26 protein-coding genes are annotated in these 26788 nt (G+C 72.3%); 16 read left to right on the forward strand and 10 right to left on the reverse strand.

What is annotated here, in order from left to right; genetic code table 11:
- Window positions 1-13: 13 nt before the first annotated feature.
- Both ACZ50K_RS18090 and ACZ50K_RS18095 read left to right on the forward strand, forming a co-directional pair.
- Window positions 14-2053 carry an FUSC family protein gene (locus ACZ50K_RS18090; protein WP_468903815.1) on the forward strand — a complete coding sequence of 680 codons (2040 nt, stop codon included), beginning with the start codon at window positions 14-16 and terminating at the stop codon, window positions 2051-2053.
- Window positions 2054-2154: 101 nt separating this feature from the next.
- Window positions 2155-2400, forward strand: coding sequence for a DUF397 domain-containing protein (locus tag ACZ50K_RS18095; protein WP_468903818.1), 246 nt, complete (start codon window positions 2155-2157; stop codon window positions 2398-2400).
- Between the two features lie 102 nt (window positions 2401-2502).
- Here the strand turns inward: ACZ50K_RS18095 and ACZ50K_RS18100 are convergent, their stop codons facing one another.
- Window positions 2503-3021 (reverse strand): ATP-binding protein, encoded by a 519-nt coding sequence (locus ACZ50K_RS18100; RefSeq protein WP_468903820.1) that lies wholly within the window; start codon window positions 3019-3021, stop codon window positions 2503-2505.
- Between the two features lie 271 nt (window positions 3022-3292).
- Between ACZ50K_RS18100 and ACZ50K_RS18105 the strand changes: the two genes are divergently transcribed.
- The 6 genes from ACZ50K_RS18105 to ACZ50K_RS18130 all read left to right on the forward strand — a co-directional run bounded on the left by ACZ50K_RS18105 (window position 3293) and on the right by ACZ50K_RS18130 (window position 8843).
- Window positions 3293-4171, forward strand: a complete 879-nt coding sequence (locus tag ACZ50K_RS18105) for a helix-turn-helix domain-containing protein (protein ID WP_468903822.1) — start codon at window positions 3293-3295, stop codon at window positions 4169-4171.
- A 71-nt stretch (window positions 4172-4242) separates the two neighbouring features.
- Complete coding sequence (locus ACZ50K_RS18110) at window positions 4243-5700, forward strand: aldehyde dehydrogenase family protein (protein WP_468903823.1); 1458 nt, start codon at window positions 4243-4245, stop codon at window positions 5698-5700.
- A 106-nt stretch (window positions 5701-5806) separates the two neighbouring features.
- Window positions 5807-6319 carry a DinB family protein gene (locus tag ACZ50K_RS18115; protein ID WP_468903825.1) on the forward strand — a complete coding sequence of 171 codons (513 nt, stop codon included), beginning with the start codon at window positions 5807-5809 and terminating at the stop codon, window positions 6317-6319.
- 54 nt (window positions 6320-6373) lie between these two features.
- Window positions 6374-6988 carry a PadR family transcriptional regulator gene (locus ACZ50K_RS18120; protein WP_468903828.1) on the forward strand — a complete coding sequence of 205 codons (615 nt, stop codon included), beginning with the start codon at window positions 6374-6376 and terminating at the stop codon, window positions 6986-6988.
- Window positions 6989-7086: 98 nt separating this feature from the next.
- Entirely contained in the window at window positions 7087-8055 is a 969-nt protein-coding gene (locus ACZ50K_RS18125) for an ATP-binding cassette domain-containing protein (protein WP_468903831.1), read from the forward strand.
- A gap of 41 nt (window positions 8056-8096) precedes the next feature.
- The gene (locus ACZ50K_RS18130) at window positions 8097-8843 is read left to right on the forward strand and encodes an ABC transporter permease (RefSeq protein ID WP_468904004.1); all 747 of its coding nucleotides are present in this window, start codon (window positions 8097-8099) and stop codon (window positions 8841-8843) included.
- A 15-nt stretch (window positions 8844-8858) separates the two neighbouring features.
- Here ACZ50K_RS18130 and ACZ50K_RS18135 read toward each other — a convergent pair whose 3' ends face one another.
- The gene (locus ACZ50K_RS18135) at window positions 8859-10112 is read right to left on the reverse strand and encodes an ion channel protein (RefSeq protein ID WP_468903833.1); all 1254 of its coding nucleotides are present in this window, start codon (window positions 10110-10112) and stop codon (window positions 8859-8861) included.
- A gap of 111 nt (window positions 10113-10223) precedes the next feature.
- Here ACZ50K_RS18135 and ACZ50K_RS18140 point away from each other — a divergent pair, with 111 nt between their 5' ends.
- The gene (locus tag ACZ50K_RS18140) at window positions 10224-10982 is read left to right on the forward strand and encodes a MerR family transcriptional regulator (protein WP_468903835.1); all 759 of its coding nucleotides are present in this window, start codon (window positions 10224-10226) and stop codon (window positions 10980-10982) included.
- Between the two features lie 102 nt (window positions 10983-11084).
- Window positions 11085-11783 (forward strand): DedA family protein, encoded by a 699-nt coding sequence (locus tag ACZ50K_RS18145; protein WP_468903837.1) that lies wholly within the window; start codon window positions 11085-11087, stop codon window positions 11781-11783.
- Window positions 11784-11874: 91 nt separating this feature from the next.
- Here the strand turns inward: ACZ50K_RS18145 and ACZ50K_RS18150 are convergent, their stop codons facing one another.
- Window positions 11875-13521 carry a threonine/serine exporter family protein gene (locus tag ACZ50K_RS18150; protein ID WP_468903839.1) on the reverse strand — a complete coding sequence of 549 codons (1647 nt, stop codon included), beginning with the start codon at window positions 13519-13521 and terminating at the stop codon, window positions 11875-11877.
- A gap of 177 nt (window positions 13522-13698) precedes the next feature.
- On the reverse strand, window positions 13699-14193 hold the full coding sequence (locus ACZ50K_RS18155; protein ID WP_468904006.1) for an inorganic diphosphatase: 495 nt from the start codon (window positions 14191-14193) through the stop codon (window positions 13699-13701).
- A gap of 134 nt (window positions 14194-14327) precedes the next feature.
- Here ACZ50K_RS18155 and dacB point away from each other — a divergent pair, with 134 nt between their 5' ends.
- The 6 genes from dacB to folE all read left to right on the forward strand — a co-directional run bounded on the left by dacB (window position 14328) and on the right by folE (window position 21787).
- A complete protein-coding gene (dacB, locus tag ACZ50K_RS18160; RefSeq protein WP_468903841.1) occupies window positions 14328-15815 on the forward strand; it encodes a D-alanyl-D-alanine carboxypeptidase/D-alanyl-D-alanine endopeptidase in 1488 nt (495 codons plus the stop codon).
- Between the two features lie 88 nt (window positions 15816-15903).
- A complete protein-coding gene (locus ACZ50K_RS18165; RefSeq protein WP_468903844.1) occupies window positions 15904-17043 on the forward strand; it encodes a zinc-dependent metalloprotease in 1140 nt (379 codons plus the stop codon).
- Between the two features lie 195 nt (window positions 17044-17238).
- Window positions 17239-18273: a tRNA lysidine(34) synthetase TilS gene (gene tilS / locus ACZ50K_RS18170; RefSeq protein ID WP_468903846.1), complete on the forward strand. Its 1035-nt coding sequence runs from the start codon at window positions 17239-17241 to the stop codon at window positions 18271-18273.
- A gap of 40 nt (window positions 18274-18313) precedes the next feature.
- Entirely contained in the window at window positions 18314-18853 is a 540-nt protein-coding gene (hpt, locus tag ACZ50K_RS18175; RefSeq protein WP_468904009.1) for a hypoxanthine phosphoribosyltransferase, read from the forward strand.
- A 183-nt stretch (window positions 18854-19036) separates the two neighbouring features.
- Window positions 19037-21064 (forward strand): ATP-dependent zinc metalloprotease FtsH, encoded by a 2028-nt coding sequence (gene ftsH, locus ACZ50K_RS18180; protein WP_468903848.1) that lies wholly within the window; start codon window positions 19037-19039, stop codon window positions 21062-21064.
- Between the two features lie 111 nt (window positions 21065-21175).
- Window positions 21176-21787: a GTP cyclohydrolase I FolE gene (folE, locus tag ACZ50K_RS18185; protein WP_468903849.1), complete on the forward strand. Its 612-nt coding sequence runs from the start codon at window positions 21176-21178 to the stop codon at window positions 21785-21787.
- 52 nt (window positions 21788-21839) lie between these two features.
- Here folE and ACZ50K_RS18190 read toward each other — a convergent pair whose 3' ends face one another.
- From ACZ50K_RS18190 to ACZ50K_RS18215, 6 genes are all read right to left on the reverse strand, one after another.
- Complete coding sequence (locus tag ACZ50K_RS18190) at window positions 21840-22331, reverse strand: DUF3180 domain-containing protein (protein WP_468903851.1); 492 nt, start codon at window positions 22329-22331, stop codon at window positions 21840-21842.
- A gap of 49 nt (window positions 22332-22380) precedes the next feature.
- Window positions 22381-22980, reverse strand: a complete 600-nt coding sequence (gene folK, locus ACZ50K_RS18195; RefSeq protein WP_468903853.1) for a 2-amino-4-hydroxy-6-hydroxymethyldihydropteridine diphosphokinase — start codon at window positions 22978-22980, stop codon at window positions 22381-22383.
- A complete protein-coding gene (gene folB / locus ACZ50K_RS18200) occupies window positions 22977-23336 on the reverse strand; it encodes a dihydroneopterin aldolase (RefSeq protein WP_468903855.1) in 360 nt (119 codons plus the stop codon). Before folB ends, folK begins: the two co-directional genes overlap by 4 nt.
- A gap of 102 nt (window positions 23337-23438) precedes the next feature.
- Window positions 23439-23882 (reverse strand): nuclear transport factor 2 family protein, encoded by a 444-nt coding sequence (locus ACZ50K_RS18205; protein ID WP_468903857.1) that lies wholly within the window; start codon window positions 23880-23882, stop codon window positions 23439-23441.
- A 25-nt stretch (window positions 23883-23907) separates the two neighbouring features.
- Entirely contained in the window at window positions 23908-24780 is an 873-nt protein-coding gene (gene folP / locus ACZ50K_RS18210; RefSeq protein ID WP_468903859.1) for a dihydropteroate synthase, read from the reverse strand.
- A gap of 17 nt (window positions 24781-24797) precedes the next feature.
- Window positions 24798-26693: a phosphatidylglycerol lysyltransferase domain-containing protein gene (locus tag ACZ50K_RS18215; RefSeq protein ID WP_468903861.1), complete on the reverse strand. Its 1896-nt coding sequence runs from the start codon at window positions 26691-26693 to the stop codon at window positions 24798-24800.
- Between the last annotated feature and the right edge of the window lie 95 nt (window positions 26694-26788).

Consider the following 26788-nt stretch of genomic DNA (forward strand, 5'->3'; position numbering starts at 1 on the left):
TACGCTCTGGGGCATGAGCTGGCTCCGGGCGCTGAAGGACACCGCCCGGTCCGGGCTGAGGGTCGAACGGACCAGGCTGGAGCCGCTGGCCGCGGTGCGGGCGGCGGCCGGACTGGCCCTCGTCATCGGGGCCGGACTGCTGCTGGCCGGCCCGGGCGCCGCGGCCAGTTCCGCCTTCGGCGCCTTCCAAGCCGCCATCGCCACCTTCCAGCGCAGCTGGCGGCCGCGGCCCGCGCTCGCCCTGGTCTCCGGGCTGACGCTCGCCGTCACCACCTTCCTCGGCTATCTGGTGGGCTCCTCGCACACCCCCGCCTTCCTGACCCTGCTGGCCCTGTGGACCTTCCTGGCCGGGCTGGCCTGGGCGGCCGGCCCCACCGCCGGGATCATCGCCTCCGGGAACGTGGCCGTCATGCTGGTCACGGTCACCCTGCCGAGCTCGGTCGCCCAGGCCGCCGGACACGCCGCGATGATCGCCTTCGGCGGCGCGGTGCAGGCCGGGCTGATCGTGCTGTTCCCGATCCGCCGCTGGGGGGCCCAGCGGGACGCGCTCGCCGACGCCCTGGCCGCCGTCGCCGACTACGCCCGCCGGCTGCGCCACGAGCCCGAGGCCCTCTTCGACCCGGCGCCGCTGATGACCGCCCGGGCCGCCGCCACCGTCACCCCCCGGCAGGCCCGGGCCCGCCCCGCCGAACTGCACGGGGCGCGCGGGCTGGCCGAGCGGATCCGCCCGGTGCTGGCCTCGCTGGCCCATCCGGCCCCCGGGGCCCCGGCCGACGGCCCGGCCCGGGACCGGGTGCGGGAACTGCTGGCCGCGGCCGGCACCGTACTGGACGCGGCGGCCCGGGCGATCCGGCACGGGCAGCCGGTCCGGACCCCCGGCCCGGCCCTCGCCGTGCTGCACGCCCCGGACACCCCCGACCTGCTGGACGGGGCGGCGCTGCGGGCCGCCCGCCGGCTGACCGCCCTGCTGCAGGACGTCCTGGAGACCGCGGCCCCCGGCTCCGGCCGCACCGCCGACCCCGGCGAGTCCCGGCTGCGGCCCACCCTGCCGGCCCTGGTGCCGCTGGTGCTGCGTGCCGTCCGGGCCGAGCTGCGCCCCGACTCGCCGGTGTTCCGGCACGCGGTGCGGACCGCGGTGGTGGCCCCGGCGGGCTATCTGGTCGGGCACGCGCTGCCGTTCGGGCACGCCTACTGGGCGCCGATGGCCGCGGTGATGGTGATGCGGCCGGACTTCGCCCAGACGTACGCGCGGGCGGTGGCCCGGTTCGGCGGCACCCTGCTGGGGGTGGCCGCGGCCACCGCGGTCGTACAGCTGGCGCACCCGGGGGTCTACCTGTCGGGGGCCCTGGCGGTGGTGAGCGCCGGGCTGATGTACGCGCTGATGCGCACCGGGTACGCGGTGGCGCAGGTCTTCGTGTCGGCGTACGTGGTGTTCCTGCTCGGCATGGGCGGCACCCGCTGGGACCAGACCGTGCCGGACCGGGTGGCGCTGACCCTGGTCGGCGGGCTGCTGGCGATGATCGGCTACGCGGTGTACCCGGCCTGGGAGACCCCGTGGCTGCGGGCCCGGCTGGCGGACTGGATCGCGGCGGACGGCCGCTACGCCGCCGCGGTGCTCGGGCAGTACGCCGATCCGGCCGGCGCCCGCCGGGCGGACGTGCGGGAGGCGCTGCTGGCGGCCCGGGAGGCGCGCGCCCGCTGGCAGGAGGCGGTGGCCCGGGCGGCGGGGGAGCCGGTCCGGCACCGGGGGCTGTCCCGGGCCGCGGCCGAGCAGGCGGCCGAGGCGCTGGTGGCCTTCGGCCGGAACGCCATGCTGCTGGAGGCGCACCTCCCGGACCGGGCGCGCGCACCGGTCCCCGCCGCGGCGGAACTGGCCCGGGTGCTGCGGGCGTCCACCGAGGAGGGGGCCCGGGCGGTGCGGGAGCGTCGGGTGCCGGACTGGGGCGGGGCGCGTGCGCTGGTGGCGCGCTGGGAGGAGCCGGGGATGCCGCGGAACGCCGTGGAGCCGCTGTTCGTCTCCTTGGACGAGGTCGCGGAGGCCCTCTCTCCGTGATCAAGGGAGCACCCCGCGTGCACGTGCATCTGCCCATGCATGCGGGTGTGAACACAGCTATGATCCGGTGCAGTTGACATCTGCACTATCGGGGGCTTCCTGTGGACCACGCGTACAACGGGATGGCAGCTGCAGAGCTCTCGTCCTTGTATCAGCTCACCTGGCAGAAGAGCCGGCACAGCAACTCGCAGGGCTCCTGCGTGGAGTTCGCCAAGCTGCCCGGCGGCGACGTCGCGGTGAGGAACTCCCGCTTCCCGGACGGGCCCGCGCTGGTCTACACGCCCGCCGAGATCGAGGCGCTGCTGCTCGGGGCGAAGGACGGGGAGTTCGACCACCTGATCGGCTGATCCGGCCATGCACGTGCACCGGCCGGGAATGATCGCAACGATCATTCCCGGCCGGTGGCGTGTCCGGATCGGTCGTGCCGGTCGGTCCCGGGGCGCGCCGGGTCAGTCCCGGAGCATGAAGAGCGCCCAGACCACCTTGCCGGTCAGCCGGCCGGCGAGCGGGTGCCAGCCCCAGTTGTCGCTGTAGGAGTCGACCAGGAACAGTCCGCGCCCCGACTCGGCGTCGCTGTTCTCGTCCGTCTTCTCCGGGGAGAAGCATCCGCCGGGGCTGTCCTCGCTGGGGTCCCGGACCGCGCACACCAGCCGGGTGCTCCAGCGCATCAGGTGCAGCCGGACCGGCGGCTCGCGGTCCGCGCCCCGGGCCTCGCCGCCCCGGTGGTCCTGGGGCAGGGCGTGCCGGAGCGCGTTGGTGACGAGTTCGGAGACGACCAGGGAGACGTCGTCGAAGCGGTCGTCGAGACCCCACTGGCCCAAGGTCGACCGGGTGAACGCGCGGGCGCCGCGCACCGCCTCGTACTGGGCGGGCAGCGCGCAGGAGGCGGATCCGGAGACGGCCGAGGGGTCGACCGGGGGCAGCCCCTGCCGTAACGGCTCGAGCATGGTCGATCCATTCATCCCCATGCGAGGCACTCCCGGATTCGCGGACGGAGCGGTGCGCGGGCACCATGGTTCCGAATGGCGCAGCCGGATGCAAGGGCAGATGCACGTGCACGCGCCGGACCTGTCCACTCCCGTGACGGTTCTTGCTCATTTCTTCCTACGCCGACTTACGGACTTCTTTTCCGAGAGCTCGGATTCCGTTACAGAACGAGTACGGCTGGATGCGTTTTGGTGGCAGACTTCGGGCCCAGAGGGGTGCGGGGGCCCCGCGACGCGCTTGGCACTCATCGCGATGGGGAGGGCAGGACTAGTGACCGCAGAAGCCAGCGGTTCTGTGGTGCGCCGCATCCTCCTGGGCTCGCAGCTCAGGAGGCTCCGTGAATCCCGCGGGATCACCCGTGAAGCGGCCGGTTACTCGATCCGTGCATCCGAGTCGAAGATCAGCCGCTTGGAGTTGGGAAGGGTGAGCTTCAAGGCAAGGGACGTGGAGGACCTCCTCACGCTGTACGGGGTCACGGACGGCGCGGAGCGCGAGTCGCTCCTCGGACTGGTCCGCGAGGCCAACGCGGCCGGCTGGTGGCACAGCTACGGAGACGTGCTGCCCGGCTGGTTCCAGACCTACATCGGCCTGGAGGGCGCGGCCTCCCTCATCCGTATCTACGAGGTGCAGTTCGTCCACGGCCTCCTCCAGACCGAGGCGTACGCGCACGCGGTGGTCAGCCGCGGCATGCCGGGCGCCACCCCCGCCGAGATCGACCGCCGGGTCGCCCTCCGGCTGGAGCGCCAGAAGGTCCTGGTCTCCGAGAACGCCCCCCTCTTCCACGCCGTCCTCGACGAGGCCGCCCTCCGCCGCCCCTACGGGGACCGGGAGGTGATGCGGGGCCAGCTGGAGCACCTGATCGAGATCTCCCAGCGCCCCAACGTCCGGCTCCAGGTGATGCCCTTCTCCTTCGGCGGGCACGCCGGCGAGAGCGGTGCCTTCACCATGCTCCGGTTCCCCGAGTCCGACCTCCAGGACATCGTCTATCTGGAACAGCTCACCAGCGCCCTCTACCTGGACAAGGACGAGGAAGTGGCGCAGTACGGCCGGGCGATGGAACGGCTCCAGCAGGACTGCCCCGACCCCGCCCAGACCAGGGATCTTCTCCGAGGTCTGCTCCAACTGTCTTGATTCGCACGTACTATGACGTCTGATCAGTCTCCGGTGCAGCGCACGGGTGCGCGCCTGCAGTAAGGGATGGCATGTCCATATTCGAGGACCTGGCTCACCAGTACATCGACGGCGAATGGCTGGCCGGCACCGGTTCGTGGGACATCATCGACGTCAATCCGTACAACGGCGAGAAGCTCGCGGCCATCACCGTGGCCACCGTGGACCAGGTCGACCGGGCCTACCGCGCGGCCGAGCGCGCCCAGGCCGAATGGGCCCGGACCAGCCCCTACGCGAGACGCGCCGTGCTGGAGCGCGCCCTGGCGATCACCGCCGAGCGCGAGAAGGAGATCGTCGAGGCGATGATCGACGAGCTCGGCGGGACCCGTCCCAAGGCCGAGTACGAGGTCCACCTGGCGATGGAGTTCCTCCGCGAGGCCATCCAGCTGGCGGTGCGCCCCGAGGGCCGGATCCTGCCCTCCCCGGTGGCCGGCAAGGAGAACCGGGTGCAGCGCCTCCCGGTCGGCGTGATCGCCGTGATCAGCCCCTTCAACTTCCCCTTCCTGGTGACCCTCAAGTCGGTGGCCCCGGCCCTCGCCCTCGGCAACGCCGTGGTGATCAAGCCCAACCAGAACGCTCCGGTGGTCGGCGGCGGAGTGATCGCCAAGATCTTCGAGGACGCCGGACTGCCCGCCGGACTGCTGAACGTCCTGGTCACCGACATAGCCGAGATAGGCGACGCGCTCCTCACCCACCCGGTGCCGAAGGTGATCTCCTTCGCCGGGTCCGACCGCGTCGGCCGGCACGTGGGCGCGGTGGCCGCCCGCCACTTCAAGCGGACCGTGCTGGAACTCAGCGGCAACAGCGCCCTGGTGGTCCTGGACGACGCGGACCTCGACTACGCGGTGGACGCGGCCGTCTTCAGCCGCTTCGTCTACCAGGGGCAGGTCTGCATGGCCGCCAACCGGATCCTGGTGGACGCCTCGGTGGCCGAGGAGTTCACCGAGAAGTTCACCGCCCGGGTCCGGTCCCTGCGCACCGGCGACCCGCACGAGGCCGACACCCACATCGGCCCGCTGATCAACTCCTTCCAGGCCGACGCGCTGACCGCCCTGGTGGACCGCGCCGTCGAGGAGGGCGCCCGGGCGCTCGTCCGCGGATCCACCCGCGGCAACCTGGTCGAGCCCACCGTGCTGGCCGGACTGCCCGAGGACTCCCCGCTGCTCGGCCAGGAGATCTTCGGCCCGGTGGCCCTGCTGGTGGTGTTCGACGGCGAGGAGGAGGCCGTCCGGCTGACCAACGCCACCCCGTACGGGCTCAGCGGCGCCGTGCACACCCGGGACGTCGAGCGCGGGGTGCGGTTCGCCGAGCGGATCGACACCGGCATGATCCATGTCAACGACTCCACCATCGGGGACGAGCCGCTGGCCGCCTTCGGCGGGGAGAAGGCCTCCGGGCTGGGCCGGCTGAACGGCGAGGCCACCGTCGAGGCCTTCACCACCCAGAAGTGGATCTCCGTCCAGCACGGCCGCAGCGAGTTCCCCTTCTAGGACAGCGGTTGACCGCAATGGTCCGTAGCGTGGTTCCCGTCGGAAAGGTTCGGCGAGAGGCACCCGGGCGCCACGGCGCCAGGTCTACGGAAAGAGGCGGTCGGTCATGGCTCAGCACACCGGTGAAGTGTTCGGCGACGAGCGGGGCACGCTCCTGACCTTCGTCGAGGCCCAGCGGGCGGCGATCCGCGAGGCCGCCGAGGGGCTGTCCGAGGAGCAGGCCGCGAGCCGCCCCAGCGCCAGCGAGCTCTCGCTGTCCGGCCTGCTCAAGCACGCGGCCGAGGTGGAGCTGAACTGGCTCCGGATGGCCCAGGGCCGGCCCAGCGAGCGGCAGCGGGACTACGCGAGCTACGCAGAGGGCTTCGCCCTCACCGGCGACGAGGACATCCCCTCGGCGCTGGCCTTCTGGTCCTCGGTCAGCGCCGAGCTGACCGCCTTCATCGAGGCCGCCCCTTCCCTGGACGAGTCCTTCCCGCTGCCCGAGGCCCCCTGGTTCCCCAAGGACACCAAGGTCTCGCTGCGCTGGCTGCTGCTGCACCTGATCGAGGAGTTCGCCCGGCACGCCGGTCACGCGGACATCGTCCGGGAGTCCCTGGACGGCACCAAGGCGATGGGCTGAGACCCGGGCCCGGGCCCGGGGCCCGGGCCCGGGGCCGCTCGATAGCCTGGGCCCATGTCAGCGATCCGGCTTCTCGTCCTCGGGGCGGTCCGCCAGCACGGGCGGGCCCACGGCTACCAGGTGCGCAACGACCTGGAGTACTGGGGCGCGCACGAGTGGTCGAACGCCAAGCCCGGCTCGATCTACCACGCGCTCAAGCAGATGGCCAAGCAGGGCGTGCTGCTGGCGCACGAGGTGGCCCCGAGCGCGGCCGGCGGTCCGCCCAGGACCGAGTACGAGGTGACGGAGCGGGGCCGGGAGGAGTACTTCCGGCTGCTGCGCGAGGCGCTGTCGGCGTACGGCCAGAACCGGGACGCGCTGTCGGCGGCGCTCGGGTTCATGGTGGACCTGCCGCGGGCCGAGGTGCTGGAGCTGCTCGGCCGCCGACTGGCGGGGCTGGCCGAATGGCGTGGCGCGGTGACCGGGTACTACGTCCCGGAGTCCGGCCCGGACCAACTGGGCCACATCGGCGAGATCATGCACATGTGGGTGCACTCGGCCGATGTGGAGGCGGACTGGACCCGGGGCCTGATGGCCCGGATCGAGGGCGGGGCGTACTCCTTCGCCGGTGAGGGCGGGGAGCCCTTCGTGGGTGTGCTGGCCGAGGGGCAGGAGAACCCCTTCAGCTGATCCAGCCTAATCAAGTTTGACTAGCCGAGGGATCGGGGATACTTTGGCCGACTCCACTAATCAAGTTTGACTAATGTTGATGCCGTGACGCATGGGAAGTGGTGCAGTTGATCGTTCTCGAAGGAGTCCGCAAGCGGTACGGCGGCAAGCTCGCCCTGGACGGGCTCGACCTGGAGGTGCCGGCCGGCACCGTCCAGGCCGTCCTCGGCCCCAACGGCGCCGGGAAGACCACCGCGGTCCGGGTGATGAGCACCCTGCTGCGGCACGACGAGGGGACCGCCCGGGTCGCCGGACACGACGTACGCACCGAGGCGGCGGCCGTCCGCTCCCGGATCGGACTGCTCGGCCAGCACGCGGCCCTGGACGAGGGACTGGACGGCCGGCAGAACCTGGAGATGTTCGGCCGGCTCCACCACCTCGGCGCCGCCCGGGCCCGGAGTCGGGCGGCCGAACTGCTGGAGCGGTTCGACCTGACCGGCACCGGCCGCAAACCCGTCAAGCAGTACAGCGGCGGGATGCGCCGCCGGCTGGACCTGGCGGCCTCGCTGCTCACCGGACCGGCGGTGCTCTTCCTGGACGAGCCGACCACCGGACTGGACCCGCGCGGCCGGGCCGAGGTCTGGGAGGCGGTCCGCTCGCTGGTGGGCGGCGGCACCACGGTGCTGCTCACCACCCAGTACCTGGAGGAGGCCGACCGGCTGGCGGACCGGATCTCCCTGATCGACGGCGGCAAGGTCGCCGCCGAGGGCACCGCCGACCAGCTCAAGGACCTGGTGGGCGGGGCGCGGGTGGAAGTGGCGCTGGCGGACGGCCCGGCACTGGCCGCGGCCGCCCGGGCGCTGCCGGGCGCCGAGGTCCGGGAGGCGGAGCTGCGCCTGAGCCTGCCGGCCCGGGGCCCCGCCGATCTGGCGGCCGCGGTCCGGGCGCTGGACGAGGCCGGGATCGAGGCGGCCGACATCGCCCTGCGCCGGCCCACCCTGGACGAGGTGTTCCTGCGGCTGACGGGCAGGACGACGGAGCGGCCGGACCGTCCGGCCGCGGCGGAGAAGAGCGGGGTGGCGGTTTGAGCACGGCGGCGATCGGCTGGGCGGTGCAGGACTCCTGGACGATGACCCGGCGGGAGCTCGCGCACTGGGCCCGGCAGCCGGTGCAGCTGATCGTCGGGCTGGTCTTCCCGGTGATGATGCTGCTGATGTTCGGCTTCCTGGTCGGCGGCGGCCGGGGGGTCGACGGGGAGTACGTGGAGTTCCTGGTCCCCGGGATGCTCGCGCTGACCATGGCCTTCGGCCTGGAGGCGACCATGACCGCGGTCACCGCCGACCTCGGCAAGGGGGTGATCGACCGGTTCCGGTCGATGCCGATGAACTCCTCGGCGGTGCTGGTCGGCCGGAGCGCGGCCGACATGCTCCAGTCCGCCCTGGGGCTGGTCGTGCTGGCCGGGGTCGGGCTGCTGCTGGGCTGGCGCTGGCACGGCTCCGCCGCGGCCGCGCTGGCCGCGTTCGGACTGCTGCTGCTGTTCCGGTTCGCGATGCTGTGGGCCGGGATCTGGCTGGGCATGGTCGCGGGCCGGCCGGAGCTGGTGCAGGCGGTCCAGATCCTGGTCTGGCCGGTGGGCTTCCTGTCCAACGCCTTCGCCACCCCGCAGTCCATGCCGGGCTGGCTGGGCGCGGTGGTCGAGTGGAACCCGATGTCGGCCACCGCCACCGCGGTGCGCGAGCTGTTCGGCAATCCGGCGGCGGCCGCCGACTCCTGGGCCTCGGACCACGCCACCGTGCTGGCGGTGCTGTGGCCGCTGGTGCTGCTGGCGGTGTTCTTCCCGCTGGCGGTGGGCCGCTACCGGGGGCTCAGCCGCTGACGGGTCCGGCACCCGCTAGCGCACCGACCGGCCGTCCCCGGTCAGCTGCATCTGGGGACGGCCGGTGACCAGCAGCCAGGCGGGCAGCACCGCCACGCACAGCAGCGGCAGCACCCCCACCGCGGGGGCGATGACCCCGGCGGTGAACAGGCTCAGCCAGCCCTGCCGGGTGGTGGCGAGCAGCAGCCCCAGCACCCCGCAGGTCATGCCCACCACCGGGTCCACGGCCGGGACCAGGGCGTGCGCGGCCAGTCCGAGGGAGAAGCCGACGAACACCGCGGGGAAGATCCGGCCGCCCCGGAAGCCGGAGGCGGCGGCGACCACCAGGGCGGCCAGCTTCACCAGGCAGAGCAGGATCAGGGTGCCCGCCCCCTGGGAGGGCTCCGCGAGCAGTTCGCGCATCTGGTCCACGCCCTTGAACAGGGTCAGCCGGCCGCCGATCGCGGCCAGCAGGCCGAGCACCACCCCGCCGGCGGTCAGCATCAGCACCGGGTGCGGAATGGTCCTGAACGCCCGGTGCACCCACGGGAAGGCGTAGACGGCGGCCAGGCCCAGCAGTGCGGCGACCGAGGCCACGCACACCGCGGCCACCAGATCGCCCCAGCTGGGTCCGGAGAACGGGGGCAGGGACATGTGGAAGGACTGTCGGGAGATCAGGGAGGTGGTGAGGCTGCCCGCGCCGGCCGCCACCAGCGGGGCGAACAGCCGGTCCCAGAGGTGGCCGGCGGATTTCTCGACCGGGCCGGCGGCCATGGTCTCGGTGAGCACCAGGGCCGCGGCCACCGGGGTGCCGAACAGGGCGCCGATGGTGCCGGCGACGGCCAGCCCCACCCACAGCGTGCCCGGCCACTGCGGGGCCATCCGGTGCCCCAGCCAGAAGGCGAGGGCCACGTTGGCCGCGACGATGGGGTTCTCCGGGCCCAGGCTGACCCCGCCGGCCAGGGTCAGACCGCCGGCCAGCAGCAGGCCGGGCACCCAGCGGGGGTCCATCGGGGCCTCGACCAGCCCGCTGGTGGCCGGGTCCGGGCCGGCGTGCCCGTAGACCTTCCACACCACCAGGCCGGAGAGCAGGCCGACCGAGACCAGGACGATCATCATCCAGGCCACCGAGTAGCGGCCCAGTCCGACCGCGTCCGGCAGGACCTCCCAGAACACGCCCTGGAGCTGTTCGGCCGCCACGCTGATCCCGACGAAGAGCAGGGCGGACCCCACTCCCACGGCCAGCGCGGGCAGGATCAACGGCAGCAGACCGCGGGCGGAAGGCGTCATTCCGTCAAGATAAGCGGACAAATATCAACAAACGCGGAGGCGCTCGGGCTTGCTCCTCACGTCACGTCAGGGCCCACAGTGAAGGGCGTACCGATCAGAGGAGCGGAAACGATGAGCTACTCCGTGGGCCAGGTCGCCGGTTTCGCCGGGGTCACGGTGCGCACCCTGCACCACTACGACGGGATCGGCCTGCTCTCCCCGAGCGGCCGCAGCCGTGCCGGCCACCGGCGTTACGAGGACGCCGACCTGGACCGGCTGCAGCGGATCCTGTTCTACCGGGAGCTCGGATTCCCGCTCGACGAGGTCGCGGCCCTGCTGGACGACCCGGACACCGACCCGCGCGCGCACCTGCGCCGGCAGCACGCGCTGCTGTCGGGACGGATCGCCCGGCTCCAGCGGATGGCCAAGGCCGTGGAGCACGCCATGGAGGCGACGAAGATGGGCATCAACCTCACCCCCGAGGAGCGGTTCGAGGTCTTCGGGGACCAGGACCCCGAGCAGTACGCGGCCGAGGCCGAGGAGCGCTGGGGCGACACCGACGCCTATGCGGAATCACAGCGCAGGGCCGCCTCCTACACCAAGGAGGACTGGCGGCGGATGCGGGAGGAGGCCGCCGACTGGGGGGCCCGCTACGCGGCGCTGATGGCCGAGGGCGAGCCGGCCGACGGGGAGCGGGCCATGGACCTGGCCGAGGAGCACCGGCAGCACATCCGCACCTGGTTCTACGACTGCCCGTACGAGATGCACCAGGGGCTGGGAGAGATGTACGTCGCCGACGAGCGCTTCACGGCCCACTACGACGCGGTGCGTCCGGGACTGGCGGTGCACCTGCGCGACGCGATCCTCGCGAACGCCATCCGCAAGGTGTAACTGGAACCCGGGGGTGGCGGTGTGCGTTGATACTGGAGGGCACGCCCCTCGCTCCACCCTGCCACCGCACCGCCATCACCCGAATCCAGGAGTCCGGATCTCGTGAACACGCTCGCCCTCGGCCCGGAGTGGCTGTCTCCGGACTATCTGATCTCGCATTTCGGTCTGATCGGGATCCTGGTCATCGTCTTCGCGGAATCCGGCCTGTTCGCCTTCCTCCCGGGTGACTCCCTGCTCTTCACCGCCGGCCTGCTGGTCGCCGACGGGAAGTACATCCAGCAGCCGCTGTGGCTGGTCTGCACCCTGATCGTGGCCGCGGCCATCATCGGTGACCAGGTCGGCTACATGATCGGCAAGTACTTCGGCCCGAAGCTGTTCAACCGGCCGAACTCCAAGCTGTTCAAGCGGGAGAACCTCGACAAGGCGCATGAGTTCATGGACCGGCACGGCCCCAAGGCCATCGTGCTGGCCCGGTTCGTCCCGATCATCCGGACCTTCGCCCCGATGGTGGCGGGCGCCGGAAAGATGAAGTACCGCACCTTCCTGACCTACAACATCATCGGCGGCATCAGCTGGGGCGCCGGTGTCACCATCGCGGGGTACTGGCTGGGCCAGATCGCCTTCATCAAGGAGAACGTCGAGCCCATCCTGGTCGGCATCGTCCTGATCTCCGTGATCCCGGTGGTCTTCGAGGTGCTCAAGGCCCGCAAGGAGTCCAGGGCGGCCGCCGCCGAGTCCGGCGGCGCCGCCGGACCGGAGGACACCCCGGCCGCCGGCCGCGGCCGGCACGCCAAGCGCTGACCCCTCCGGGGCGCGCGACACGAGGGGCCGGGACCGCCGACGGGCGGACCGGCCCCTCCGCCGTTCCCCGGCGGGATCCGGAGGGGAGCGCCTAGAACCCGCGGGTGCGCTTGGCGGCCCGGCGCTTGGCGGCGCTGGCGGCCCCCGGGAGCCGCATGAAGAGCCGGGAGGTCTCCGAGCCCAGGTTCACCCCGATGGCGATGGCCAGCGCGAGGGCCGCCGCGTTGACCAGCGAGGCCATCCCCGCGTCCAGCCGGTTCTCGGCGATGGACAGCAGCCCGTAGTACGTCGCCGAGCCCGGCAGCAGCGGCCCGATCGCCGCCGTGACGAACGGCAGGGCCGAGGCGAACCGGTAGCGCGAGAACAGCTGGCCGAACAGCCCCACCAGCCCGGCCGCCAGGGCGGTGGAGGGCACCGGCGGCACCTCGGCCGCCCGCAGTGCCCCGAAGACCACCCAGGCCACCCCGCCGTTCAGGGTCACGATCCACACGGTGGAACGTTCCTGCTGGAGCAGGATCGCGAAGGTGAACACCAGCACCATCGAGGCGGCGATCTGGATCAGCGGCCGGCTGGGGATCTGCAGGACGTCGTCCGGATTGGGCGCGGCCCCCAGCTGCAGCCCGATGTAGATCACCACCAGCACCCCGATGATGATCCCGATGAACAGGTACATCACCTCCAGCAGCCGGGCCGAGGCGGTGATGTAGTAGCCGGTCAGCCCGTCCTGCACGGCCGCCACCAGCGCTCTTCCGGGCAGCAGCGCGAACAGTCCGCCGGTGATCACCGCGGAGGACCGGACGTCGATCTCGGCGATCTTGATGGCCACGCCCATCGCGGCCGGCGGCATCGCCGCCATCACGAACTGGTAGAACTCCGGCAGCCCGCGGCCCGCGCAGAACCAGGCCAGCCGGTCACCGAGGACCGCGCCGATCGCGGCCGCGAAGAACACCAGCACCCCGCCGCCGACCAGGGTGGAGGCCGCCCCGGCGAGCAGTCCGGCGGCCCCGGTCAGCACCCAGCTGGGGTAGGGGTGCCGGTTGCGGCGGATCTCCGCGAGCCGCCGGTAGGCCTCCTCCAGGGAGACCTCGACCTCGGGCGCGCTGATGTCGTCCACCAGCCGGAAGACGGCGGCCAGCCGGGTGTAGTCGGTGCCCCGGCGGCGGACCGTCCGGTTCGCCGAGATCGGGTCGTCCACCAGCGAGGGCTGGTGGGTGATGGAGAGCATGGTGAAGGTGACGGTGGGCTCGCAGCGGTCCAGGCCGTAGTTGTGGGCCACCGCGAACATCGCGGCCTCCACGTCCTCCGCGCCCTCGCCGCCGGCCAGCAGCAGCTCGCCGATGCGCAGGGTGAGGTCGAGCACCCTGCCGACGGCCGGACCGGAGTCCTCGGAGGGCTTCTGGGTGGGTTCGGCGACCGGGCGGACGTCCAGCGGCATCCGGAGCATCGTCCGCATCCGGTCCTGCCAGGGGGACTCCTTCAGCCGGCTCGGCGGCAGGCCGTTGCCCGGGGTGAAGGCCGGCGGGGACTGCGAGGCCCGGTAGGTGTGCGGGGTGGCGAAGGCGGAGCCCTCCTCCACCTCCGGGCCCACCGGCTCGGCCCCCGCGGGCAGGGCGAACTCCGAGGTCGGGGCGTCGTCCAGCGGCACCCCCGACTGGGTCCCGGGTGGGGGCGCGAAGGCGCTCCGTGCCTCGTCGGAGCGCGGCTTGCGGTCCTCTGTCCCCTCGGCTTCCGCCGCCACGCGGCCTCCCCTTCCCGGTCGCGGACCGTTCCCCGGTCACCCGGGTATCAGTATGCGGAACCGTTTCGTCCCAGGCTGCCCCGGATAGGCCGCCCGCCTGGACGGCCGCCTGCCCGAAACGCCGCAGGGCACTCCCGGACGACCGGGAATGCCCTGCGGGACGTGAAGGGGGGGCGATCAGTGGTGGCCGCCCTGCGCCTGCAGGCGCTTGAAGGAGGCCTCGATCTCGACCTCGGCCTCGGCGCGGCCCACCCAGTTGGCGCCCTCGACCGACTTGCCCGGCTCCAGGTCCTTGTAGACCTCGAAGAAGTGCTGGATCTCCAGGCGGTCGAACTCGGAGACGTGGTGGATGTCCCGCAGGTGCTCCACGCGCGGGTCGGAGGCCGGGACGCAGAGCAGCTTGTCGTCCCCGCCCGCCTCGTCGGTCATCCGGAACATGCCGATCGCGCGGCACTTGATCAGGCAGCCCGGGAAGGTCGGCTCGTCCAGGATGACCAGCGCGTCCAGCGGGTCGCCGTCCTCGCCGAGGGTGTTCTCGACGAAGCCGTAGTCGGCCGGGTAGCTGGTCGAGGTGAAGAGGCGACGGTCCAGACGGATCCGGCCGGTCTCGTGGTCCACCTCGTACTTGTTCCGCGAACCCTTGGGGATCTCGATGGTGACGTCGAACTCCACGTCCTGCTCCTCCATGCTCCGAGTGATAGCGCGTCCGGCCCAGCCCTGCCGGGTGGGGTGCCATGCTCGCGGCAAGACGCAGTGGTTAAGTGTCCCTCACGCACACCAGTGATCGCGAAAGGGGCTGGTCCGAGATGCCCTTGGTCAGAACGTGGCAGCTCGTCACGGGTTCGGCCGCCGTCGGCCTGGCCCTGTCGGCCGTGGCGGTGGCCGCCGCGGGTCCGTGGGACTCCGGCCAGCGTAAGGCCGAGCGGGACCGGGTGGTCTCCCAGGGTCGGACGGGTGGCGCAGATCACGGGGAAGCCGCCCTTCCGCAGGCCGCCCCCAGCGCCCCCGGGGTCCTCCCGGGCGTCCCCACCGGCTCCGGCGAGGCCCCCGCCGGGGACGGCACCGCCACCGGCACCGGCCGGTCCGCCGACGGGGCCGGCGCCCTCCCGGCCGGCCCCGACCGGGCGGCCCTCGCCGCCGCCCTGAAACCCCTGCTGGCCGATCCGGCCCTCGGCGGCCTCCGCAGCGCCTCCGTGGTGGACACCGCCACCGGCGAGGTGCTCTACGCGGCCGAGCCCGCCCGGGCCATGACCCCCGCCTCCACCGTCAAGATCGTCACCGCGGCCGCGGCGCTGGCCGCCCTCGGACCCGAGCACCGCATCCTCACCACCGTGGTCCCCGGCCCCGGCCCCGGCCGGATCGTCCTGGTCGGCGGCGGGGACCCGTCCCTCACCGCCCGCAAGAAGGCCCCGGCGGGCTCCGGCGGCAGCCTGGTCGCACTGGCCGCCGACACCGCCCAGGCCCTCAAGGCGGCCGGCACCGCCGAGGTCTCCCTCGGCTACGACGACACCCTCTACTCCGGACCGGTCGACCACCCGATCGGCCCCCGCAACGGCAACATCGCCCCGGTCACCGCCCTGACCGCCGACGAGGGCCGCCCCGACGCCTCCGTCTCCGGCCCGGTCGCCCGCAGCGAGGACCCCTCTGGGGACACCGCCCGCGCCTTCGCCGGACTGCTCCGCGAACGCGGGGTCAAGGTCACCGGACAGCCCGCCCGGGCCAAGGCCCCGGCCGGCACCGCACCGCTGGCCACCACCCGCTCCACCCCGCTGTCCGGACTCGTCGAGCGGATGCTCACCTTCAGCGACAACGACATCGCCGAGGCCCTCGCCCGGCAGACCGCCCTCGCCGCCGGCCTGCCCGGCAGCTTCGCCGGGGCCGAGAAGGCCGTCGCCGCCAAGATCGGCGGCCTCGGGGTGCCGCTCGACGGCAGCCGCTTCGCCGACGGCAGCGGCCTGAACCGGGCCGACCGGGTCTCCACCCGGCTGCTCACCGCCCTGCTCGCCGAGGCCGCCGACCCGGCCCGCCTCGAACTCCGCCCGGTCCTCACCGGACTTCCGGTGGCCGGATTCACCGGCACCCTGAAGACCCGCAACGCCGGCACCTCCCCCGCCGCCGGACTGGTCCGCGCCAAGACCGGCACGCTCACCGGCATCAACGCCCTGGCCGGCACCGCGGTCACGCCCGGCGGCCGACTGGTGTCCTTCGCCTTCCTCGCCGCGGACACCCCGGGAGCCGGTCCCGCCGAGAAGGCACTGGACCGGCTGGCGGCGGCCGTCGCCTCCGCCCGGTAGCCGCCGGGCCGGTGACCGCCGGGCCGGCGGCGCATCCGCTCCGGTCCGCGGGGATCCGCCCGCGGCCCGGTCCACGTACGGTTGACGCATGACGAGCATCGGTGGTGTGGAGATGGTCGACTGGAACCTCGCGGTCGCGACCGCGACCCGACTGGTACGCCCGGGCCCGGAGGTCACCCGGGACGAGGCCCGGGCCGTGGTGGCCGAGCTCCGCGCGTACGCCCGGGACTCGGAACGACACGTCCGCGAGTTCACCGGGATGATCCCCGAGGGCACCCCGGTCGAGGACACCCCGGTCCTGGTCGTGGACCGGGCCGGCTGGGTCAAGGCCAACGTCGCCGGCTTCCGCGAACTCCTCGGACCGCTGCTCGGCACCCTCTCCGAACGCCGCGGACAGGCCCCCGGCGGCGCCGTGCTCGGCGCGGTCGGCGGCAAGGTCACCGGAGTGGAGCTGGGCATGCTCCTCGGCTTCCTCGCCTCCCGGGTGCTCGGCCAGTACGAGACCTTCGCCCCGGTCACCCGCGAACTGCCCGGCTCCCCGGCCGGCGGCGGCCGGCTGCTGCTGGTCGCCCCCAACATCGTCCACGTGGAGCGCGAGCTCGACGCCCACCCGCAGGACTTCCGGATGTGGGTCTGCCTGCACGAGGAGACCCACCGCACCCAGTTCACCGCCGTCCCCTGGCTCCGCGACCACCTCCAGGGCGAGATCCAGTCCTTCCTCGGCGCCACCGACATGGACCCCTCCACCGTCCTGGAACGGCTCCGCGAAGCCGCCCAGTCCCTGGCCGGGGCCCGGCCCGACGGAGAGCGCGGGGACGAGGGCCGCTCCCTGGTGGAACTCGTCCAGACCCCCGAACAGCGCGAGGTGCTCGGCCGGCTCACCGCCGTCATGTCCCTGCTCGAAGGGCACGCCGACTACGTCATGGACGGGGTCGGCCCCGCCGTGGTGCCCTCGGTCGCCGAGATCCGGGAGAAGTTCCAGCAGCGCCGGGCCAGCGGGGCCGGCCGGCTGGACGCCGCCCTGCGCCGGCTGCTGGGCCTGGACGCCAAGCTCCGGCAGTACCGGGACGGCGAACGCTTCGTCCGCGCCGTGGTCGGCCAGGTCGGCATGGACGGCTTCAACCGGGTCTGGACCTCCCCGAACACCCTCCCCACCAAATCGGAGATCGCCAAGCCCGCGGACTGGGTGGCCCGAGTGCACCGGAAGGCGGCCGGAGAACAGGCGTAAACATGTCCCACCGGGGGAAGCAGCGTCACCCGTCCGAGGGACCGTGTGCCGTGGAAGGGCGTGCGATGCTCAGGGAACGGCTCGGTTCTGTCACCATCGACGCACTCTGAGTGACATCTCGCGGCCCCGGCCGCGCAGAGCCACCCGAAGAGCTTTCCGACTCGGCATCCGAAATTCCACCGAAGGGCACCGGACATGGGTCCCCATCCTGCGGTCGCGGCGATACGCCTGGCGGTCCGCCGCGTACTCCACGACATCCTCACCGACCTCACCCCCCGACCGGACGGCCGACAGCCGCTGGTCCTCGTCGCCTGCTCCGGCGGCGCCGACTCCATGGCACTCGCCTCCGCCCTCGCCTTCGAGGCCCCCAAACTCGGCGTCCGGGCCGGCGGGGTCACCGTCGACCACGGCCTCCAGACCGGCTCCGACCTGCGCGCCGCCGAGGTGGTCAGCCGGATGACCGCGCTCCGGCTGGAGCCCGCGGAAGCCGTCGCCGTCCGCGTCGGCCGCGACGGCGGCCCCGAGGCCGCCGCCCGGGACGCCCGCTACGCCGCCCTCGACGCCGCCGCCGAACGCCACGGCGCGGTCGCCGTCCTGCTCGGCCACACCCGCGACGACCAGGCCGAGACCGTGCTCCTGGGCCTCGCCCGGGGCTCCGGCATCCGCTCCCTGTCCGGCATGCCCGCGGTCTCCGCCGGCCCCGGGGCCGGCTCCGGCGGCCCCCGTCGCGCCCGCTACCGCCGCCCCTTCCTCCAGATCGACCGGCAGACCGCCCGCAAGGCCTGCATGGTCCAGTCCCTGCCGGTCTGGGACGACCCGCACAACACCGACCCCGCCTACACCCGCTCCCGGCTCCGCCACGAGGGACTGCCCGCCCTGGAGAAGGCGCTCGGCAAGGGAGTGGTCGAGGCCCTCGCCCGCACCGCCCAGCTCTCCCGGGACGACGCCGACGCCCTCGACAGCTGGGCCGCCGACGCCGAGAGCTCCGTACGCGACGCCGACGGCCGACTGGAATGCGCCAAGTTGTACGCGCTGCCCCCCGCCGTGCGCCGCCGGGTGCTGCGCCGGGCCGTGGTCGCGGCCGGCTCCCCGGCCGGTTCCCTCTTCGCCCGCCACATCGAGGAAGTCGACCGCCTGATCACCGGCTGGCGCGGCCAGGGCGCCATCAACCTGCCCGGCCGGGTCGAGGCCCAGCGGCAGGGTGGCAGACTTGTCATCCGGCAGGGCTGATGGCTCAACGAAAGTGATGTTGCGGGTGGACGAGAAGGACATGGGCAGCGACCTCCAGTCGGTGCTCATCACCAAGGAAGAGATCGACGCGAAGCTGGCCGAGCTGGCCGCGCAGATCGACGCACAGTACGCGGGCAAGGACCTGCTCATCGTCGGGGTCCTCAAGGGCGCCGTGATGGTCATGGCGGACCTGGCGCGCGCCCTGTCCACCCCGCTCACCATGGACTGGATGGCGGTGTCCTCCTACGGCGCCGGAACCCAGTCCTCCGGTGTGGTCCGGATCCTCAAGGACCTGGACACCGACATCAAGGGCAAGCACGTCCTGATCGTCGAGGACATCATCGACTCGGGTCTGACACTTTCCTGGCTCCTGTCGAACCTCGGCTCGCGCGAACCGGCCTCCCTGGAGGTCGTCACGCTGCTCCGCAAGCCGGAGGCCGCCAAGGTCGCCATCGACGTCAAATGGGTCGGCTTCGACATTCCGAACGAGTTCGTCGTCGGATACGGCCTGGACTACGCCGAGAAGTACCGCAACCTGCCCTTCGTGGGCACCCTCGCCCCGCACGTCTACGGCGGCTGAACCCGCGCCCGGCCCCGGGGAACCCTGGGGCCGTTCCCGCCGTTGGAGGGTCGAAGGCGGGTCTGTCAGCCGTACCAGAGGGCGGCGGGTGACAATACAGGGGTACATTCCGAAGAACAGTCTTTACTCACAGCAGCATTTACCTACGGGCAGGAGGGACGGGGCGATCACCGCCCCGTATGGATGGACGTGAAGCGATACTTCCGTGGGCCGGTCATGTGGATCGTGCTGGCCGTCCTCGCCGTGGTCGTGTTGATGAACGTCGTCGGCTCCGGCGGCGGCTATAAGTCAGTGGAGACCAGCGAGGTCGTCCAGGCGATCAACCAGAACCAGGTGCAGACAGCAAAGCTCACCACTGGTGACAGCCAGATGATCAAGATCGAGCTGAAGGACGGCCAGCAGCTCGGCGACAACAAGGGCACCAAGTTCCAGGCCAACTACATCGGTGACCAGGGCGTCCAGCTGGCCCAGATCCTCGACACCAAGGTCAAGGACCAGCAGCTCCCCGACGGGTACACCGTCTCTCCCGACAAGACCAGCCCGTTCCTGAGCGTGCTGCTCTCCCTCCTGCCCTTCGTCCTCATCGTCGTGGTCTTCCTCTTCCTGATGAACCAGATGCAGGGCGGCGGCTCCCGGGTGATGAACTTCGGGAAGTCCAAGGCCAAGCTCATCACCAAGGACACCCCGAAGACGACCTTCGCCGACGTGGCGGGCTCGGACGAGGCGGTCGAGGAACTCCACGAGATCAAGGAGTTCCTCCAGGAGCCGGCCAAGTTCCAGGCCGTCGGGGCGAAGATCCCCAAGGGCGTGCTGCTCTACGGCCCGCCCGGCACCGGCAAGACCCTGCTCGCGCGCGCCGTCGCGGGCGAGGCCGGTGTCCCCTTCTACTCGATCTCCGGCTCCGACTTCGTCGAGATGTTCGTCGGTGTCGGTGCCTCCCGGGTCCGCGACCTCTTCGAGCAGGCCAAGGCGAACGCCCCGGCGATCGTCTTCGTCGACGAGATCGACGCCGTCGGCCGCCACCGCGGCGCCGGCCTCGGCGGCGGACACGACGAGCGCGAGCAGACCCTCAACCAGCTGCTGGTCGAGATGGACGGCTTCGACGTGAAGGGCGGGGTCATCCTGATCGCCGCCACCAACCGGCCCGACATCCTCGACCCGGCCCTGCTGCGCCCCGGCCGCTTCGACCGGCAGATCGCCGTCGACCGCCCGGACATGCAGGGCCGTCTGGAGATCCTCAAGGTCCACCAGAAGGGCAAGCCGGTTGCTCCGGACGTCGACCTCTCGGCCGTCGCCCGCCGCACCCCCGGCTTCACCGGTGCCGATCTCTCCAACGTCCTCAACGAGGCCGCGCTGCTCACGGCCCGTTCGGACCAGAAGCTGATCGACAACCACATGCTGGACGAGGCGATCGACCGGGTCGTGGCCGGACCGCAGAAGCGGACCCGGATCATGTCGGACCGGGAGAAGAAGATCACCGCCTACCACGAGGGCGGACACGCCCTGGTCGCGGCGGCCTCCCCGAACTCCGACCCGGTGCACAAGATCACCATCCTGTCCCGCGGCCGGGCCCTGGGCTACACCATGGTCCTGCCCGACGAGGACAAGTACTCGACCACGCGCAACGAGATGCTCGACCAGCTGGCGTACATGCTGGGCGGGCGCGCGGCCGAGGAACTCGTCTTCCACGACCCCACCACGGGCGCGGCCAACGACATCGAAAAGGCCACGGCCACCGCCCGCGCGATGGTCACGCAGTACGGCATGACCGAGCGTCTCGGCGCGATCAAGTTCGGCGGGGACAACACCGAGCCGTTCCTGGGCCGCGAGATGTCGCACCCGCGGGACTACTCGGAAGAGGTCGCGGCGCTGGTCGACGAAGAGGTCAAGAAGCTCATCGAGACCGCGCACAACGAGGCCTGGGAGATCCTGGTCGAGAACCGCGACGTGCTCGACAACCTGGTCCTGGCGCTCCTGGAGAAGGAGACGCTGAACAAGGAGCAGATCGCCGAGATCTTCTCGACCATCGTCAAGCGGCCGGCCCGCCCGGCGTGGACCGGATCCTCCCGGCGCACCCCGTCCACCCGTCCGCCGGTGCTCTCTCCCAAGGAGCTCCAGCTGACGAACTCGGCGAACGGCACCTCCGCCGCCGCCCCGGTGTCGACCGAGAAGGGCATCGAGGTGGCCCCGGAGGACCGCCCCGAGTCCTGACCTGCGCCACCTGGCCGGACGGGCCCGGAATGACTGCCGCACCCCCCAGGTTCTAGCCTGGGGGGTGCGGCAGTTTTGGCCTGCCGACCATGGATCAGGAACGAGGCACAGATGACCGACCCAGTGACCCTGGACGGCGAGGGCACGATCGGCGAGTTCGACGAGAAGCGGGCCGAGGCGGCCGTCCGGGAACTCCTCATCGCGGTCGGCGAGGACCCGGACCGGGAGGGCCTGCTGGAGACCCCGGCCCGGGTGGCCCGGGCGTACCGCGAGATCCTGGCCGGCCTCTGGCAGAAGCCCGAGGACGTCCTGACGACGACCTTCGACCTCGGCCACGACGAGATGGTGCTGGTCAAGGACATCGAGATCGTCAGCCTGTGCGAGCACCACCTGCTGCCGTTCCACGGGGTGGCGCACGTGGGCTACATACCGGCCGAGTCCGGCAAGATCACCGGCCTGTCGAAGCTGGCCCGGCTGGTGGAGGTGTTCGCCCGCCGCCCGCAGGTGCAGGAACGACTCACCACCCAGGTGGCGGACTCCCTGATGGAGATCCTCGACGCCCGCGGCGCGATCGTCGTGATCGAGGCCGAGCACATGTGCATGTCGGTCCGCGGGATCCGCAAGCCCGGCGCGAAGACCACCACCTCCGCCGTCCGCGGCCAGCTCCGGGACGTCGCGACCCGCAACGAGGCGATGAGCCTGATCCTGGCGCGCTCGCGCTAGACGGCCGCGCAGGGGCGCTCCCGGGTGCGCGAGGCGCGGCCCGGGGGCGCGGTCAGGAGGTGGCCGGGGCCGTGGGCGGGGCGGTGTCGTCCTCGGGGAGTTTGCAGACGTGTTCCAGGAAGAGGGCCGCGGCGATCACGGCGGCGCCGGCCAGGACCGAGGCGGCCGCGTAGACGGCCTGGTCGCGGCGGGCCGGGACCTGGGTGAGGTCGGCGAGGAACAGGAACAGGCCGGTGCCGCCGTACATCCCGGCGACCAGGGCCGCGACCAGCGCGCTGGCCTGGCCGAAGACCACCGCCCGGGCCGCCATCAGGGGTTCGACCCCCTTGGCTCCCGGGCGGCGTTCCCGCTGGGCCTTCAGCCGGGACCGCAGGGACAGCGCGGTGGCCAGCAGGACCGCCGCGATGACGGCCAGGACCACCGGGGCGGCCAGCGGAACGCCCGGCAGGGTGCCGTAGGCGTTCCACAGCCGGGCGCCCGCCCAGGAGAGCACTCCGGCGGCCAGGAAGATTCCGGCGAGGACTCCCACCCTCAATTGCTTCACGTGCCTGTTCCCCGTTCTCGTCCGATGGCGGTCCCAGGCTAACGAACGCTCAGTCGGGGAGGTGGAGTTCCAGGTCGGGGCGCGGGACCACCCCGGTGCGGTCGAGTCCGGACAGCAGGGCGGCGACCGGGCCGAGTCCGGGGAGCTGGGCCTCGGGGTCGATGTCCTGCCAGGGGGCGAGCACGAAGGCGCGCTGGTGGGCTCGCGGGTGCGGCAGGGTGAGGGCCGGGTCGGCCGAGACCTCGTCGGCGTAGGTGATGATGTCGACGTCGAGGGTGCGGGGGCCCCAGCGCTCCTCGCGGACCCGGTGGAAGGCCTCTTCCACGGCCTGTCCGCGCTCCAGCAGGGAGGACGGCGGCAGGGTGGTCTTGAGGGCCACCACGGCGTTGAAGTAGGAGGGCTGGGAGTCGGGGTCCACGCCCCAGGGCTCGGTCTCGTAGACCGGGGAGACGGCCTTGACCCGCAGGCCGGGGGTGTCTCCGAGGGCGTCGATGGCGCCCTGGAGGGTCTCCAGGCGGTTGCCGAGGTTGGCACCGAGCGCGATGATCGCCCATTTGGGGTTGGAGAGTGTCACGTCGGCCGCGTCGACCGCTTCCACCACGGAGGCGGGTACGGGCTGCACCGTGGGGTCGCTCTGGGGCTGTTTCATGCGCGGCTCCGGGTGATCGTGATGGTGACATCGTCGAAGGGGACGGTGATGGGGGCGTCCGGCTTGTGCACGACGACCTCGACCTGCGCCACCGCCTCGTGCTTCAGGCACTGCTGGGCGATCCGTTCGGCCAGCGTTTCGATCAGGTCGACGGGTTCGCCCTGGACCACGTCCACGACCTCCTCGGCCACGACCCCGTAGTGCACGGTCTTCGTGAGGTCGTCGTCGGCCGCCGCGGGGCGGGTGTCGATGTGCAGCACCAGGTCGACGATGAAGGTCTGGCCCTCTTCGCGCTCCCGGGGGAAGACGCCATGGTGCCCGCGGGCCTTGAGGCCGCGCAGCGCGACACGATCCACGCGAATCACTCCTGCTTTTCGTAGGTGCTTCCTCTGCCGAGTGCGGTCGGCGTCGTACTGCTCGAATTTACCTGCGACAAACAGCAAACCTTGCGCGAGGGGTCACGCGGGGTCCTCGTCGTCCTCCTCGTCGTCCTCGGTGAGCACCGGGGAACCGTGGTGGGACCAGAGCCGCCAGCCCTGTGATGTGCGTCGGAACACATTCGTGGCGACGACCAGCTGGCCGACCAGCGGGCCGAGGTCCTGGCCCGCCTCGGCGGGTCCGCCGCTGAGGATGTTCTCGGTGCAGGTGACCACGGCGGTGTCGCCGATCACGGCGACCTTGGTGTCGGTGAGGAAGAACTGGATGTAGTCCGTGTGGGACATGATCAGCGCGTAGGAGCGGAGCACCTCGCCGCGGCCGCCGAGCACCGGCCAGCCCGGGTGCACGCAGGAGATCTCGTCGTCCAGCCAGAGCCCCGACAGGGCGTCGAAGTCCCCCCGTTCCATGGCCTCGTAGAAGGCCGTGTTGACCTCTTCGACCGCCTCGATGTCGGTTCTGCTCACCTGGCTCCTCTCGTGCCTCTACGGATCACAGTGCTCCTTCCACGGCACGGGCGACCCGAACCGCGTCGGCGGTGGCGCGTACCTCGTGGACCCGGACCGCCCAGGCGCCCTCGTGGGCGGCGATGGCGGACACGGCGGCGGTGGCCGCGTCGCGTTCCCTGGCGGGCGGCGGGGTGTGGGTGTCGTCGCCGGCCAGCACCCGGCCCAGGAACCGCTTGCGGGAGGCGGCGACGAGCAGCGGGAAGCCCAGGGCGCGCAGCTCCCGCAGGTGGGCGACCAGGGCGAGGTCGTGTTCGGCCTGCTTGGCGAAGCCGAGGCCGGGGTCGACGACCAGCCGGTGCGGGGCGATGCCGCCGGCGACCACGGCGTCGATCCGGGTCCGGAGTTCCGCGGTGACCTCGGCGACCACGTCCTGGTAGACGGCCAGGGCGTTCATGCCCTCGCTGAAGCCGCGCCAGTGCATCACCACGAAGGGCACGTCGGCGGCGGCGACCGCGGGGATCATGGCGGGGTCGGCGAGACCGCCGCTGACGTCGTTGACGAGGACGGCGCCGGCCGTGACGGCCGCCTCGGCGACGGTGGCGCGCATGGTGTCCACGGAGACGGTGACCCCTTCGGAGACCAGGCCGCGGACCACGGGGACCACGCGGCGGAGCTCCTCGTCGGGGTCCACCCGGCTGGCGCCGGGGCGGGTGGACTCCCCGCCGACGTCGACCAGGTCGGCGCCCTGGGCGACCAGGTCGAGTCCGCGTTTGACGGCGGCGGTGGTGTCGAACCAGCGGCCGCCGTCGGAGAAGGAGTCGGGGGTCACGTTGACCACGCCCATGACCGCGCAGCGGTCCCAGTCGGGCAGCCCGTCGATCCGGCCCCGGACGGCGGGCCCGTGCATGGTGTTCATGTGTTCCAGGGTAGGGCTCAGGCGGCCCGGGGCCCGCGCTCCTGGTGGGCGGTGAGGCCGGTCAGCGGCTGCGCGGCGGCCTGGGCGCCGGCCGGTACGGGGGCCGGGGCGGTGTCGTGCGGGCAGACGCGGACGGGCTTGGGGCGGCGGCGGGCGGCGAACAGCCGGGGCAGGGCCAGCGTGACGAATCCCTCGGCCTGCATGGCGGCGAGCCCGATGCGGGGCAGGTCGCGGGTGGTGCGGAAGACCACGAAGCGGGGTTCCCAGCGGGGCCGGAACTTGGCGTTGAACTTGTACAGGGACTCGATCTGGAACCAGCGGGAGAGGAAGACCAGGAGTCCGCGCCAGGCGCGCAGCACCGGGCCGGCGCCGATCTTCTCGCCGCGGGCGAGGGCGGAGCGGAACATCGCGAAGTTGAGGGAGACCTTCTCGACCTTGAGGTCGGGGCAGGCGGTCAGGGCGGCGACGATCAGCAGTTCGTTCATGCCGGGGTCGGCGGCGCGGTCGCGGCGCATCAGGTCCAGGGACATGCCGTCGGGGCCCCAGGGGACGAAGTGCAGGACGGCCTTGAGGTCGCCGTAGGGGCTGGTGTCGCCCTCCTCGGTGCGGTGCGCGGTGGCGATCACGCAGTCCCCGTCGCCGGGGTCGCCGACCCGGCCCAGCGCCATGGAGAAGCCGCGCTCGGTGTCGGTGCCGCGCCAGGCGTCGGAGGCGCCCCGTACGGCCTTCAGCTCGGCCTCGGTCAGCTCGGAGACCCGGCGGACCTTGGTGGTGTAGCCGTTGCGCTCGATGCGCTTGACCATCTGGCGGACGTTGCGCATGGGGCGGCCGGCCAGGGAGAAGTCCCTGACGTCCACGATGGCCTCGTCGCCGAGCTCCAGGGCGTCCAGACCGGTCTCCCGGGTCCAGACCTCGCCGCCGGTCTCGCTGCAGCCCATCACGGCGGGGGTCCAGGAGTGGGCCTTGGCCTCCTCCATGAAGCGTTCGATGGCGCCGGGCCAGGCCTCGACGTCGCCGATGGGGTCGCCGGAGGCCAGCATCACCCCGGAGACCACCCGGTAGGTGACGGCGGCCTTGCCGCTGGGGGAGAAGACCACGGCCTTGTCGCGGCGGAGCGCGAAGTGGCCGAGGGAGTCACGGCCGCCGTGCCGGGCCAGCAGCTCGCGGAGCCGGCCCTCGTCCTCGTCGGTGAGCCGGGCGGCCGGGTGCTCGGGGCGGAAGGCCAGGTAGATGGTGGTGAGGGCGGTGAGCATGCCGAGGGCGCCGAGGGAGTAGCCGACGGTCCAGGACACCTTTCCGGCGTAGTCCACCGGGCCCTCGAAGCCGAAGAGCCCGTAGATCACGTGGGTGATCTGCTCGGAGATGCCGGGGTCGCCGATCACCCGGCGGGGGTGGATGTTCACGATGACCAGGCCGAGGCCGATGGAGCCGGCGCTCATCAGCACGAAGTTGGCGAGTGCCTTCCAGCGGCTGCGGGGGTCCGGCAGGGCCTTGAATTCACCCTGGTGGCGCAGGAGCAGGACGAGGAGTCCGGCGGCGATGATCACACCGATGACCGAGTGCCGGTAGGTGAACTGGGCCACGGCCCCGGCGGGCAGCAGGATGACGGCGGCCCGCCAGGCCCGCCGCTTGCGGCGCTTGAGGCCGTGGGCGAGGAGCAGCAGGAGGACGCCGGCGCTGATGGCGAGGGCCGCCGCGAAGGGGCCCACGGAGCCGGGCAGCACCTCGGTGACCGAGTGGATGCGGCTGTGCCGGAATCGCGGGAAGACCCCGGCGGCGATGTCGAGGAGGCCGACCAGGGCGACGGCGGTGCCGACGATCCCGGGGACCGACTCGGGGCGTGGGCCGCGGAAAAACCGCGGGCTGCGGTGGGCAACCTGTCCGGACTTATCGGCATCTATTCTGCTAGACATCGCTTCCCGTTGCTCCGCGAGAGATCATGTGGCCGGGAGGCAGTGCCCGCCTCCGGGGTGTGCGTCCACTAGGACGGCATCGGGGGGCGACGGGT

It is taken from the genome of Streptomyces sp. NPDC033845, assembly GCF_055576225.1.